This window comes from uncultured Pseudomonas sp. (assembly GCF_913777995.1).
Lineage (GTDB): Bacteria > Pseudomonadota > Gammaproteobacteria > Pseudomonadales > Pseudomonadaceae > Aquipseudomonas.
This window is the reverse complement of sequence record NZ_CAJYVE010000031.1, coordinates 12,276-25,079: the sequence shown is the minus strand read 5'-3', so window position 1 is coordinate 25,079 and position 12,804 is coordinate 12,276. Positions and strand designations below refer to the sequence as shown.

The 12,804-nt window shown below is 60.1% G+C and carries 16 protein-coding genes; 8 read left to right on the top strand and 8 right to left on the bottom strand.

Translation table 11 applies throughout. From position 1 onward, the window contains the following. Positions 1-128: 128 nt before the first annotated feature. Positions 129-998, bottom strand: a complete 870-nt coding sequence (locus QZ497_RS13475; RefSeq protein ID WP_295475673.1) for a LysR substrate-binding domain-containing protein — start codon at positions 996-998, stop codon at positions 129-131. Positions 999-1,235: 237 nt separating this feature from the next. Here QZ497_RS13475 and QZ497_RS13470 point away from each other — a divergent pair, with 237 nt between their 5' ends. The 3 genes from QZ497_RS13470 (at position 1,236) to gstA (ending at position 3,354) form a co-directional block, all read left to right on the top strand. Next, positions 1,236-1,853, top strand: coding sequence for a LysE family translocator (locus QZ497_RS13470; RefSeq protein WP_295475670.1), 618 nt, complete (start codon positions 1,236-1,238; stop codon positions 1,851-1,853). Beyond that, on the top strand, positions 1,853-2,458 hold the full coding sequence (gene thrH / locus QZ497_RS13465) for a bifunctional phosphoserine phosphatase/homoserine phosphotransferase ThrH (protein WP_295475668.1): 606 nt from the start codon (positions 1,853-1,855) through the stop codon (positions 2,456-2,458). The genes QZ497_RS13470 and thrH overlap by 1 nt, the downstream gene beginning before the upstream one ends. A 284-nt stretch (positions 2,459-2,742) precedes the next feature. After that, positions 2,743-3,354, top strand: coding sequence for a glutathione transferase GstA (gene gstA / locus QZ497_RS13460; RefSeq protein WP_295475665.1), 612 nt, complete (start codon positions 2,743-2,745; stop codon positions 3,352-3,354). A 281-nt stretch (positions 3,355-3,635) separates the two neighbouring features. Here gstA and QZ497_RS13455 read toward each other — a convergent pair whose 3' ends face one another. Further along, positions 3,636-3,872, bottom strand: coding sequence for a hypothetical protein (locus tag QZ497_RS13455; protein WP_295475662.1), 237 nt, complete (start codon positions 3,870-3,872; stop codon positions 3,636-3,638). Between the two features lie 209 nt (positions 3,873-4,081). Here QZ497_RS13455 and QZ497_RS13450 point away from each other — a divergent pair, with 209 nt between their 5' ends. Next, positions 4,082-4,405, top strand: coding sequence for a hypothetical protein (locus QZ497_RS13450; RefSeq protein ID WP_295475659.1), 324 nt, complete (start codon positions 4,082-4,084; stop codon positions 4,403-4,405). Between the two features lie 167 nt (positions 4,406-4,572). On the opposite strand, the gene QZ497_RS13445 is transcribed toward QZ497_RS13450, so the two are convergent. Together QZ497_RS13445 and QZ497_RS13440 are read right to left on the bottom strand one after the other, a co-directional pair. Next, a complete protein-coding gene (locus QZ497_RS13445) occupies positions 4,573-5,040 on the bottom strand; it encodes a hypothetical protein (RefSeq protein ID WP_295475656.1) in 468 nt (155 codons plus the stop codon). Positions 5,041-5,196: 156 nt separating this feature from the next. Then, the gene (locus tag QZ497_RS13440) at positions 5,197-5,751 is read right to left on the bottom strand and encodes a hypothetical protein (RefSeq protein WP_295475653.1); all 555 of its coding nucleotides are present in this window, start codon (positions 5,749-5,751) and stop codon (positions 5,197-5,199) included. A gap of 451 nt (positions 5,752-6,202) precedes the next feature. On the opposite strand from QZ497_RS13440, the gene QZ497_RS13435 reads away from it, so the two are divergent. From QZ497_RS13435 to QZ497_RS13425, 3 genes are all read left to right on the top strand, one after another. After that, on the top strand, positions 6,203-6,649 hold the full coding sequence (locus QZ497_RS13435) for an SPOR domain-containing protein (protein WP_295475651.1): 447 nt from the start codon (positions 6,203-6,205) through the stop codon (positions 6,647-6,649). Positions 6,650-6,767: 118 nt separating this feature from the next. Continuing rightward, entirely contained in the window at positions 6,768-7,223 is a 456-nt protein-coding gene (locus QZ497_RS13430; RefSeq protein WP_295475649.1) for a hypothetical protein, read from the top strand. Between the two features lie 581 nt (positions 7,224-7,804). Further along, a complete protein-coding gene (locus QZ497_RS13425) occupies positions 7,805-8,335 on the top strand; it encodes a Bro-N domain-containing protein (RefSeq protein ID WP_295475645.1) in 531 nt (176 codons plus the stop codon). Positions 8,336-8,420: 85 nt separating this feature from the next. Here the strand turns inward: QZ497_RS13425 and QZ497_RS13420 are convergent, their stop codons facing one another. Both QZ497_RS13420 and QZ497_RS13415 read right to left on the bottom strand, forming a co-directional pair. Next, positions 8,421-8,810: an AraC family transcriptional regulator gene (locus QZ497_RS13420; protein WP_295475642.1), complete on the bottom strand. Its 390-nt coding sequence runs from the start codon at positions 8,808-8,810 to the stop codon at positions 8,421-8,423. A gap of 184 nt (positions 8,811-8,994) precedes the next feature. Beyond that, the gene (locus QZ497_RS13415) at positions 8,995-9,681 is read right to left on the bottom strand and encodes a hydrolase (RefSeq protein WP_295475639.1); all 687 of its coding nucleotides are present in this window, start codon (positions 9,679-9,681) and stop codon (positions 8,995-8,997) included. 273 nt (positions 9,682-9,954) lie between these two features. On the opposite strand from QZ497_RS13415, the gene QZ497_RS13410 reads away from it, so the two are divergent. Then, positions 9,955-10,416 (top strand): Rid family hydrolase, encoded by a 462-nt coding sequence (locus QZ497_RS13410; RefSeq protein ID WP_295475636.1) that lies wholly within the window; start codon positions 9,955-9,957, stop codon positions 10,414-10,416. 16 nt (positions 10,417-10,432) lie between these two features. Here the strand turns inward: QZ497_RS13410 and QZ497_RS13405 are convergent, their stop codons facing one another. Both QZ497_RS13405 and QZ497_RS13400 read right to left on the bottom strand, forming a co-directional pair. Continuing rightward, positions 10,433-11,410, bottom strand: coding sequence for a LysR family transcriptional regulator (locus tag QZ497_RS13405; RefSeq protein WP_295475633.1), 978 nt, complete (start codon positions 11,408-11,410; stop codon positions 10,433-10,435). Between the two features lie 119 nt (positions 11,411-11,529). Continuing rightward, positions 11,530-12,777, bottom strand: coding sequence for a DUF4303 domain-containing protein (locus QZ497_RS13400; RefSeq protein WP_295475630.1), 1,248 nt, complete (start codon positions 12,775-12,777; stop codon positions 11,530-11,532). Positions 12,778-12,804: the final 27 nt, after the last annotated feature.

Below are 12,804 nucleotides of genomic sequence, written 5' to 3'. Positions count from 1 at the left end.
CGCGACTCCGACCGTTCCTCGCCTGTTTTGACTCGCTGGCGCTCGCCCTTCGGGTCAGCCTACGGCTGTTACTCGCTTTGCTCGTTGCGCCTTGCCTGACCTTCGCTCGCCGACTTTTCGTACAGAACCTAGCGCACACTCTGCGCCATCTGCCCACTGATCCACTCCAGAAACACACGGCATTTGGCGCTTTCCTCGAACGGCCGGGGCGACATCAGGCAGTAGCGCGAACCGTCGCGGATGAAGCCGAACGGTGCGATCAACTGCCCGGACTCCAGCTCCCCGTGAACCATCAGCAGCGACGCCATACCGACACCCAGCCCTGCCGCTGCGGCCTGGATGCACAGGTAGAAATGCTCGTACTCCTGGCGCGTGGTGCCTGCCGCTGCAACCTGAGCAAGGCGCAGCCAGTTGTCCCACGCCAGGGGCCGGGTCTTGCTGTGCAGCAGGCGCATGCCGTCGAGCGGCTGGCCGGCGGACCACAGCGCCGGCGTGCAGACCGGGCCGGTCCACTCTTCGCCGATGGTCGCGCAGTGGATCGAGTCGTCCCAGTAGAAATCGTCGCGGCGCACCGCCAGGTCCACGCCGGAGCGCCCGAAGTCGATGGGGCCGCCCGCGGTGAGCAGTTGCACCTGCAGGTGCGGATGCGCGGCGTGGAAATCCGGCAGGCGCGGGATCAGCCATTTCATGGCGATGGTCGGTTCGCAGGACACCACCAGCACGTCTTCGCGGGTTTCGCGTTGCAGGCGGTAAAGAGTGCCCTCCAGCTGTTCGAAAAATGGCCGGGTCACGCTGTACAGCTCGCGCCCGGCGTCGTTGAGAAAAATCGCCCGGTTACGCCGTTCGAACAGCTCCACGCCGATGGCGTCTTCCAAGGCCCGCACCTGGCGACTGACCGCGCCGTGGGTGACATGCAACAGACGCCCGGCCTGCACGAAGCTCTGGGTCTGCGCAGCGACGTTGAAGAACTGGAAGGACGTAAGGGCTGGCAGCTTCATATAGGCGATGATTTCTCACAGATTTGGCGGACTATAAATCGTTTTTCAGAGCGCGCACAAATCGCCATCCTTCGGCAGAAATCCATACCTGAACATTTTATTAGAGGGAACTATGAAGTCCGTCACCCGGCTAACAAGCCGCTCCGCCTGGACAAACCTGCTGCCGCTCGGGCTTGCGCTTATGTGCGTATCCCTCACACAAATGCCCGTCTGCCCCCGCCCCGCAGGAACCCGCCCATGACCGAACTGCTCGCTGTCGCCGTCATCACCATCCTGGCCGTGATCAGTCCAGGCCCCGACTTCGCCATGGTCACACGCAACAGCTATGCCTACGGACGCGGCAGCGGCCTGATGGCCGCTTTCGGCATCGCTTGCGGGGTGCAGGTCCATGTGTTCTACACCGTGCTGGGCATTGCGCTGATCATTACCAGTTCGCCAACGCTGTTCATGGCCATGAAAGCCTTGGGCGCGGCCTACCTGATCTACCTGGGCTACAAATCATTGACCAGCCGCTCGACGCTGGAACTGAGCAGCGCCAACGGCCCCCGCCCATCGGCCGGCAAAGCCTTCGCGATGGGCTTTCTGACCAACGCCCTGAACCCCAAGACCATGCTCTTCGTGGTCGCCACCTACAGCCAGGTGGTGCAGGTCAGCAACAGCCTGGCGGTCAACTTCGCCTACGGCCTGTTCATGTCGTTCTCGCACTGGGTGTGGTTCAGCTTCGTGGCCCTGTTCTTCTCCGCCGAGGCCCTGCGCCAACGCATGCTGGCTCGCCAGCGCCTCGTTGACCGGGTAATCGGTACGGCGCTGATCGGGCTGGGCGTAAGCCTGGTACTGCCTGGGCTGGCACGCTGATGAGCGGTGTAGCCAAACTGGCCTGTATTGACCTGGAAGGCGTGCTGGTGCCAGAGCTATGGCCGACTCTCGCAGTGCGTACCGGCATCCACGAGCTGTTTGCCACCACTCGAGAGCTGCCCGACTACGATGCGCTGATGCGCCAGCGCATCGACTTGCTACGTCAGCACGGCATGACCCTGAGCGATGTGCAGCGCATTACCCGGACAATCAGGCCATTCAGCGGCGCAGCGGGCTTCCTGCAGGCGTTGCGCGACAGGGGCTATGAGGTACAGATCATCTCCGACTGCTTCCACGAACTGGCCGACTCGATGCTGCGGGCACTGGGCAGACCGACCATCTTCTGCCATAGCCTGACGACGGACAGTGAGGGGTTCATTTCCGGCTGCGACTACTATCGGCGCCGAGATAAGGAGGAGCACGTAAATCAGGCACAGGTCGACGGCCTGCATGTGTTGGCGGTGGGCGACGCCTTGAACGACATCGCCATGCTGCGACGGGCCGACCAGGGCTTTCTGGTCAACCCGTCCATTACCACCCTGGCCGCTGCGCCGGATCTGCAGGCGGTGGAAAACCTAGAGGAGGTCATCAAACGGATCGCCTGAGTGCCGTTCAGTCAGGCACCGCCTGCCATTGTGGGAACGACCTGGGTCGCCAAAAGGCCGGGAGCGCTAGCAAATCGGCGGTAAAGGTGGTGCGTGCTTCATGAGCAAGCTCATTCAAGGCCTGACTGAACAGCAGAGGCATCAACCGGACACAGCTGATACGTCCAAGATTAAATCAACCTGTTCTATCAAGAAGTCCTTTGCAAAAGGTTTCCGAAGTCGTGGATGCTAGGGCAGCGTTCACCCGCACCAGCCCAACGTTTTCCGCCCGCAAGGAGATCCACATGAAGCTGTACTTCGCCCCGATGGCCTGCTCCCTTTCCCCGCACATCGTGCTGCGTGAGCTGGGCCTGCCGTTCGAACTGGTCCGCGTCAATACCAAGACCAAGGCCACCTCGGAAGGCCGGGACTTCCGCGAAATCAACCCCAAGGGCTATGTCGCCGCGCTGCTGCTGGACAACGGCCAGTTGCTGACCGAAGGCCCGGCGATTGTTCAGTACCTGGCCGACCAGGTGCCCGGCAATAGCCTGGCGCCAGCCAACGGCACCTGGGAGCGCACCCGCCTGCAGGAAATGCTCAACTTCATCAGCACCGAGATCCATGGTGGCGCCGGCCCGCTGTTCAACCCTGAACTGCCGGAAGCGGCCAAGGCGATTTTCCGCGAGAAACTGTTCAAGCGCCTGGCGTACGTCAACCAGCAGTTGGCGCAGCAAGACTACCTGCTGGGCAGCTTCGGCCTGGCCGATGCCTACCTGTTCACCGTGCTGAACTGGCTGCCGTTCTTCAACGTCGATGTGAAGGATTGGCCGGCACTGGCCGCGTTCGTGGAACGGGTCAAGGTCCGCCCGAGCGTGCAGGAAGCCATGGCGGCAGAAGCGGCGACCCAGCCAGTCTGACTGCGGCGGCGCCGATGATTGCGAAGCGCGGGGTGAGAAAGCCCTGCCCTTCGCGCGCAGCGCCAGTACCCAAATGGCGACACGCTCCCTGGTAGGACCGGCTTCAGCCGGGAAGCCTTTCGTGGCCTGAATAGCTCTTTCAAAACGTCTGGGCATCAGCCGCTGAAGCCCGCCTACCAGCAACGACTTTTCTGATAGAGAACAGGCGTACTCAGGTGGCTCGGCAGCCGATATTGATTACTCCCTTATCGACCACTTTCATGAACGCCAGGCCTGGCAATTTACCCGGCCAGCAGTGGAAGCAACTGCGAAACCAGACCTCGCGCATCCTGCTCATAGCCTTCACGCCAACGCGACGACCAATCACGCGCAGAGCCGTCTTCCTCCCACTCGGCCAATGCAAGCCCGTTGAGGATTTCCATCTCGAACCAGAGGGTCTGCCACCCTGCTGTATCCGCGACGCACGCAGGGTCTTGCCAGACAAACTCGGTTTGCGCCACAAAGCTCGACCAGGACATCAGATCTTCAGGGGCTTGCCGCGCCAAGGCCGCAAGCTGTGATGCCGTTAGCATCATGTTCTCCACAGAGCTTGAATCGGACGTTCGACATGATGCCAGAGCGCTGTGGTGACGGCAGCGAATCCCTTGGACTCACTCCTTGCTGAACCGACTTCCCCTGCTGAAGTCGAACCGACACGCTTGAATAGGATGAAGCCAAAACAGTGATGATGAGATTGACCACCCTGTCGCTGGGGATACTGCTGAGTGCCTGCACCCACTACCGCTACATCGACCCGCAAACCTCAGAAGGTCTGGACTGCTTACGCAAACTCGACGCAAAGGTGAATGCCTGCGAAAGCGAAGTTAGAGACAGGCAGGCCAGTTATGACAATCTCTACAACTCTCTATCGATGTTCAGGCAGCAATGCACCATGGAACCGAACGCCTGCCCACCACCGCCCACGCGCACTCAGGTGTCCAATTATTGTCGTGACGACTACGATGAAAAATTCGTAGCCTGCGGTGGCCGGATCGAAGAGGTCGAGCGTTAGGTTTTCTGGGAACCGATGCTTGCCAAGGCCGTTATCCGGCCTGCCCTGCATAAACTGTCAGCCGGGTTGGAGCGAACGTGCGAAAAGGCAACCACGCCCAATACATCTGTATGAACCAGTTGCAATCATGGCGAGTTCTCCAACGATCTAACTGATCAGCATTGCTCCTAATCCCAGTACATTTTGATGTTCTGCTGCTTTCTGAACGAGTCTAGTACGTTCTGAAACTGCAAGCGTTCGAAAGTCAGACTCGGTATTGACTCGTACCAATCAACAGTGGGGGATTGCAGTGTGATTGAGTCCCTCAGCAAGCCAAATCGACGCCAGTGGATATGCTGCTCATCAGCATGCTGCTCAGTGACAATGACGGTACACGTAAGGTCCAGGTCATCAGAGCAAACGAGCAGAGGAACCAATGTCTTCCAGCCCGGCGCAGTGGAATAGATCCGATCCCATATCAGACAGGTGTCGTCATCGCTGTGCAAGCCTGAATGAGCCGATACGAGGTGTAGCTCAGTTTCTTGATTATGACGGGAGAGCCAAACCTCAAGCGGCACCGCATCAATTGCAAAGGTCGGGTAGAAGCCGATGCTGTACTTGGATTTATGGCTTGCAATGGATAGCAGATTACTCACTTCACCTCTCCATTCCCTCAAGTATCTGGAGACTACTTTTCCAAGTCTCGGTGTCTGCTGTTAACCGAAATCATGTTCCGATAAAGGGTCATGATCAAAGGCCCTGAAATCTGTCGCCAAAGGTTCAGCAAATCCCATATGAAACAGAGGTACGCATCAGCGGTCAGGCATCTTCTGCCAATTTTCGTCTTCATGGGCGTACCTGCCGCCCCAGACCACATCCTTCTGGCGCTCAAGTTGCCACTGTCCCTGCTCATTTTTGAACAGTTCATAGGGCAAGCCTCGACACTGGCGCAGGCGCAGATCGACCTGCAGGCCAAACTGGTAATAGTGTCCCTTCTGCGGCACAAAGGTCATGATGCTGCTGCACCGGTTAATACCGCCTTCATAGGCGAGGCCGATGCTGGTTTTGCGGCCGGCCACCACCGGCGTCTCGTAGTAGTCGCTCCAGTTCGATTTATCGTGCCCGCTGGCCACGGGCATTCCGAGATCCTGGGTGTGGGTGAGGACGAATTCGCTGCTGCGCACCAGGCCGCCCGTGGTCTGGCCATTCAATTCCTGCTCGATGGAGGCCAGTTCAGTGCCGCCCACGATACGCACCCACGCCGTGTCCGGGCCTGCGGCGGGCGGGATGAAGAAGCTATGGTGCGGAAACTGGCTACAGGCACTGGCTGATACCAGCAGCAGGGCTGCAACGGCTTGACGATACATGCACTTCTCTCGGTGAGGCAACGGTAATGCCTGCAACCCGACTGCCTTGGGCGATTAAAAGTCCGAGGGTGGGTTGTAACCATCTGGCAACTGAGTGACCGCGAAAAAGTGCTGCAGTTCGTCTTGCGGCTACCGGGGAAGCCTTCCAGTTCCGCCAGCAACGGTTTCAGCCCAGCGGCGAGATCAGGGTAGCGCTGATTGCGCTTCATGTGGCCAAGCTTCAAAAATGAAGCCGATCATAGCTGAGTACCCTACGCACAATGGAACCTAGGCCCAGTTCACGGGGATGACCTGGACCGAAAATTGCCGTTTGATGTTGGCAGCTATCAGCCAGCAACAATGAATCGACTGAGTTGGCCTGTGGCCATTACGCTGGGATTGTTGGCAACAGAGAGAGGAAAGGCAGCGACATCTTTCGTCTTCCCTACAAACCCGCTCCGAGGACAACGTCTTGGATGCAATGAATACACAGCTGCTCGCAGAACGCCTTTTCGAAGAAGGATGCAACCCTGACATCTATGCCATAGGTTCCCGTGGCGTTCTGTCAGACGGCTGGTATCTCGCCCATAAGGATGGGCAATGGCAGGTCTGCTATACGGAGCGCGGTCGCGATTCAGAGCCGATTTTTGTTTCAGGCAGTGAGTCGCAGGCCTGCACGTTCTTTTTCCAACACATCACGGCCATGCGTCACGACCATTGCGTTGGTTTTTTCAAGTCCAGAGACAATGCCGTGGCCCTGGAACACGACCTCAGCGTGCTCGGGATACAGAGTTGGTCTGATGAAATTCCCTATGCCGGTATTCATGATCCCCGGTACCGGGTGTTTGTCTCGGGGAAGGCGATATTCTTGGCCCGGAAAGCGTTGGGTGTGGTGCCACGGCGGGATATAGGGGTTTAGCTGCGGTGCTATGGAAATGGCAGTTTTCGGCTAATAGCGGACGTCAGGAGTTAGGAGAGATAAACCTGGCCCGTTTACACTCAGATTTTTCAGCTCTTTTGTTCACGAGGCTTCGAGCGTGTTAGCCAATTCAGCAAACATTTCCCTGTGGGAATGGTATGGACAGGACGAGCACAAGCGGTTATTGGCGATCTGCGATGCCATAATCGCACTCGAATTCCTGGCAAAGAATGCCGATGAGCAAATTGACCTCATCCCGGACTGCGCGGCATGCGAAACCTGGTATTCGATGGTAATTCCTCTCAGCGATGCACTTTCAGCCTCCGGAAAATTACTACCAGCCCCCATACTGACGCAGATGACAACCTTGTGGGATCTGTGTAACAGCCCCGAGTCGGAAGCAGCATTTCGCTGTGGTGACCGGAGCATTTTTCATGAAACTGCTTGGCAACCGATACGAGAGCAGGCAAGCGAACTGCTGGCGAGCACACTCTTCAGTGAAGTCCGGCCATATTTGGAAAGCTTGATGGACGACTGCCGGGAAGCACTTGGGTTAGCGCACCTCTGTCGGTAGCAGGAGGAAGCAGTTAAGTACCTTTGCTCGGACCGATCATGCTTTATAAGCGCATTCGAAATTCTTCTATCGGCCGATCGCGCCCCTTCAAATTATCTGAAGTTAAAACCTGTACCGGCACCAAACCTATCGACCCACCAGCCACAACCTTTCCGCCAGAAAGTCCACAAAAGACCGTAAGATCTGGCCTCTACGAATAATAGACCTGTCGTATTTGCTGTAACGAACGCCAGAGCACAGGCATCTGGGGTTCAGGTGCGCAGCCCCTCGCACCGAGCAATCGCTCAGCAGCACGGCTGGCCATCACTTGTCCCCCTCTCCCGCTTTCGCTACCCTGCGCGCCGCTCGCTGCCAAATCAGCGAGCCGGGTTTGGCGACCTGAATTCCATCGCATGCTGCGGCTATCCATAGAGGCTGCGGGCAGCTTCTGCCTGCCTGTCCGTTATGGCGGCTGTACGTGGGAGACCTTCGGGTCTGCCGGGGTACGCATGCGATGACCCGGTTCGCCAACCCGCGTACAGCTGCCACCCTTACCGTTTGGCGACGGTACGTGGCGGTTCCATCGCATTGAGGAACGAACCATGGAAGTCATCAACCCCAACGCCCCCTGTAGCCAACACCTACACGCCACCCTCTTCTACCGCCATCGCCGCCGACTGCGCGCCGTGCTCAGCGATGGTCAGGGCTGGTTCTGCCTGGCTGATCTCAGCCGCCTCATGGGCCGCGCCATCGACGAACGCGCCACCCTGAAACTCGACCCCGACCAACGCCGCACCGCCTGGGTAGAAAGCCACGAGCATTGGGAAAAATGCATCCTGGTCAGCGAGTCCGGTGTCTTCGCCCTGCTCGTGCACCACTACGTGCCGGAGAACCGCCGCCTGCGCCAATGGCTCACCCACGAAGTGCTGCCCGAGCTGCACCAGCGCGGCGACGATGCCGGGCTGCTGCCGAGCATCAACAGCCTGGACTGGCTGGGCAACTCGCTGCAGGTGCTGCATTGGCGCAATGAAGACTGGATACGCTGGCGGGATATGCCGGGGGTCTTGATGGAGAGGCCTTGGGCGGCGAGACGTGGTTTTTTGCGGCGGGTGTTTGGCTGGAGCGAGCGATAGGCGCAACAGGTTGGTGATTAATGCCCGATCGATCCCGGCTGATGAACCTGTCCGCTCGGGTGCCGATGCCGGACGTTGCATCAGCTCAGGCGGCAAGCCAGCTGAGCTGGCGCCATGCAAGCGGCGTGAGGCCTTCGGCCTTGGCAAACACCCGGCAGAAATGCGCTTGATCATAGAACCCACAGGCTACCGCGATCTCCGTAAGCAGCAGGGTCGAGGTCGCTAACAGCGACTTGCTGCGTTGGACGCGCTGCTGACGCAACCATTCCTGGGGGGCCAGCCCCGTGCTCTGCTTGAACCTGCGCGTGAAGTGGCTACGCGACATGGCGCATGCCTCGGCGAGCGCGGGCACGGAAATCCCCGTATCCAGGTTATCCAACATCATCTGTTTGGCGAGCCTCTCCTGCCAGGTCCTCAGCGGCCTGGCCGAAATGCAGGCGACGTTGGGCAGCACAGTGCATGGGTCCATGTTCATGGCGATTCCTGTGAGACGCAAATACGGGGGATTGATCGAAGCCGGGCCGGCGATCGCGCAGCCGCAACCTGGCAGCGGTGCGTGCTCAGCGCGCACCGTTGTTCGCGTATTGATTGCTGTGTTCCGCGCTGCCTGGCGGACAGCCGTACCAATGGATCCGGCTGCCAGGCAGTGCTGTGGCGCGTTACTGTGCGGCCGGTACGGGGGCCAGGGTCGGGCCGTGGGCGACGCGCTCAGGTGCCTTGTGCACCATGGTGTAGGCATAGTCGACGCCCATGCCGTAGGCACCGGAGTGTTCCTTCACCAGGTTCATGACCGCGTCGTAGGTCTCGCGGTTCTTCCAGTCGCGCTGCCACTCCAGCAGCACCTGCTGCCAGGTCACCGGCACCACACCGGCCTGGATCATGCGCTGCATGGCGTAGTCATGGGCCTCTTTGGTAGTGCCTCCGGAAGCATCGGCGACCATGTAGATCTCGTAGTCGGCGTCGTGCATCGCAGACAACGCGAAGGTGGTATTGCACACCTCGGTCCACAGGCCGGACACGATGATCTTCTTGCGCCCGTTACGCTTGAGTGCGTCGCGTACCTTCTGGTCGTCCCAGGAGTTCATCGAAGTGCGCTCCAGCAGCGGCGCGTCGGGGAACACGGCCAACAGTTCGGGGTAGGTGTGGCCGGAGAAGCTCTCCGTTTCCACGCTGGTGATGGTGGTCGGCACGTTGAAGATCCGGGCGGCCTTGGCGAGCGCGACCGTGTTGTTCTTCAGGGTCTGGCGATCAATGCTCTGCACGCCGAAGGCCATCTGCGGCTGCTGGTCGATGAAGATCAACTGGCTGTTGTAAGGGGTCAGTACTTCGGTTTTGGAAGTGTTCATGCGTAGCGTCCTTTCAGTGGAATGTTGTCTGTTCAGGCGTCCCGGCGGCTGGGTCGACAGGGAATGGCCGCAGAGTCGTCAGCAGCGTTCGTGATGGCTGCTGCCCCGAGTTCGAGAAAAAGTTAACCGAAAGATCACGCCTTTGCTGGCGCAAGATTGCGCTTCCAGGAAGGCAAAAATGCGCCATTAGATTTTCCGTTACGGTGCTAGCCTCTGCGTCCAGATGAATCAGGCGGCCGCACTTCAGCGGCCCTTCAAGCAAGGAGATGGGCAATGGCAGCTACGCAACCGTTCGACAACAAGACCGCTTACTGGGGTGTGCCGTGGGAGGAAAGCTATGGCTATCCGCAGGCCAGAAAGGTGGGCAACGAGATCTACATCTCGGGTCAGTTCAACCACGATGAAGCAGGCAATCTGGTCGCCCCCGCACCGCTGGACAGCGAGGGCAAACCCAGCGATTTCTCGTCCATGGGCGAACAGATGCGTGTCTCCTATGACAACATCGCCAAGCTGCTCGCGCTTTATGGCGCAACGCTTGAGGACGTCGTCGAGGAAACGCTCTACGTGCTGGACATGGACGCCGCATTCGCCGTGGTGGGCAAGGTTCGCAAGGCCGCGTATGGCAGCGAGCGGCCACAATGCGCGAGTAACATCATCGGCGTTTCGCGGCTGGCTCAGCGCGCGCAGTTGATCGAGATCGCCTGCAAGGCCGTGATCGGCGCGCGCGAGGCGTGAGTGACAGGCCCGTGCGCTAGTCGATCAGGCGCGGGCGCTGCCCTTCTACCAGAGGCTTGAGCTGCGCAACAGCCGCTGCACAGAAGGTCATGAAGGCCTTCACCCGCCACGACCTGCGAATGTCCTGGTGGGTGAGCAGCCACAGTTCGTCCTGAAGCTCGGCCACCACCGGGCCAACGCGCACCAGCTCTGGCGTGATATCGCCCAGCATGCAGGGCAGGAATCCGAAACCCAGCCCGGCGGCAATCGCCGCACTGGCGGCAGCCACCGAATCGGTGCGATAGGCAATGCAGTGCGCCGGCACCCGGCTTTCCACGTAGCTGGTCGCCCGCAGCGCACACAACCCACCGGAGTACGATACCCAGGGGTGCTCATCGCCGAACGGTTCGCTCGTCTGCCGGTCTTTGACGCTACCGTAGGGCGCCCAGGCAATCGTGGCGAGCTTGCGCCCTACCAGGCTTTCCGACGGTTTGCAGGTCGCACGGATGGCGATATCCGACTCGTCGCGGGCCAGGCTCAACGTCTGGTTGCCGACCAGTACCTCAATGGCAATACCCTCGTTGAGCGCCCGGAAGTCGGCAATGATCGGCGTAAGGAAATACAGCAGCAGCGAGTCGCTGGTGGTAATGCGCAGTTTGCCCAGCGGCCCTTCGCCGGCTCGCGATACGCGTCGCGCGACACTCACGATATCCAGTTCGACCCGCTCACCCAGGGCGCGCAGCTCCTCCCCTTCGGCCGTGAGCATGTAACCCGAGCGCCGGTGATCGAACAGCGCGACGCCCAGGGTCTTCTCGACCTGGGCCACGCGCCTGGACACGGTGGAGACGTTGATACCCAGCTTCTTTGCCGTGTCGGCGCGATTGCCGTAGTGGCTGAGGGTCTTGATGATCCGCAGATCGTCCCACGACAGCTGACTGACCGCACGGCTCAAGTCCCACGGAGCACTGCCTCCGGAAGCCGGGCTCGTTGGGGCACTTTCAGTTAACGATTTCACGCCAGCAGATTCCAGGTATCGGGCGGCAATCATACGAAAAGCGTATGGATGAACCAAGGCACGCTCGACTGGCCTGGAAACAACGAATCGATGACAAAGGTCACCCGGCGAGCCATGGCCTAACGCCGCTGCATGGCTTCAAGGACCACGCTCGCGACGCGTCGCACCGACTCATCGTCATCCTGTGTTGCCCGACGCAGTCCCTCGATGGCTCGCAGCGCGTCGTCGGGCTGCAGGTCACGGTTGTTCAAGCCGCTGGCCGCGTGTCGCCGAATGGCGACGTGGGGTGAAAGCAGACCGCGCAGGGCTTCACTCACATCGGCGGCGGTGGTGTCGATCTGGGCGTGGAGGTCTTCGAGGGCCTCGGCGACGGCAGCACTCACCTCAGGGCGTTGATCAAGCAAACGCTCAATGGGCCTGTAGTTCAGCACCGGAGGCTGCACGCCCCGCCAGCGGAAACCGTCGAAGTTGGCGCAGATACCCACGACAGCAATGTCCGGGGCTTGCTGCATCAACCAGTCGAAGTCCTCGAGGTAGCCCAAGGCATTGGCGCACCAGTTGCGAGTCGGCTGTTCATCAGCCTCGATCACCTGCCGGCGCAGGGCCTGGATGACGGGCGCATCCGCCAGGCCGGCCAGCCCGAGAATGCGCGCGGCAGCGGTGGGCTCTGCATGCTCGCTGAGTTGCTCGATAAGCGCGGCCTGTGCGGGGCGGCCATGGGCAATCAGCCAGCGCTCAGCCTCTTCCCCCGAAATGCCATCGGCACAATGCAGGCGGCTGACGTAGAACGCGGCCTGCTCGGCAAGCGGCAAGGCAGCGACTTCGCGCCGAGTGTTTTCGATGGCCCGTTCGACTGGGAAGTTATCCTCGAACTGCTGGCGGGTCATGCTGCGCTTGGCCAGGGCGATATCGCCGGCAAAGTCATGAAAAAACACCACGAAGCCGGGCGTCACCCCCGGATGCGCAGCGAAATGGCGGCCCAGCGCCCTGGCGGCACGGCTGACGGTGACCAGAAAACGCCGCTCAGCCGCTTGCCATTGGCGCGGGCCAAACCGGTTGGCGTGGGCTTGCAGCGCGTCATCCAGCCGCGTGAAGGGCTCGCCCTCGCAGATTTCCCAGTCCCAACGCCAGTCCACCGGGTTCCACTTCACAGAACTGAAGCTTTCATCTGTCTCCTCGGGGTGGTCTTCGCAGAGGGCCTGCAGACTGTTGGCGGCAAAGCTGGGCAACGATAGAGTCGCCTCCTCCTCCCGGTAGCTGGCATGAAAGGCGGCGGCATACAAAGGGCTGCCGCCCTCATCGAGCAGCGTTTGCAGGGTTTGTCTGGCGGCGTCGAACAGCGCCTGCTCCAGAGCTTTCCAGTTCATCATTCAGGTCCTTGCTGATAAGTGCGT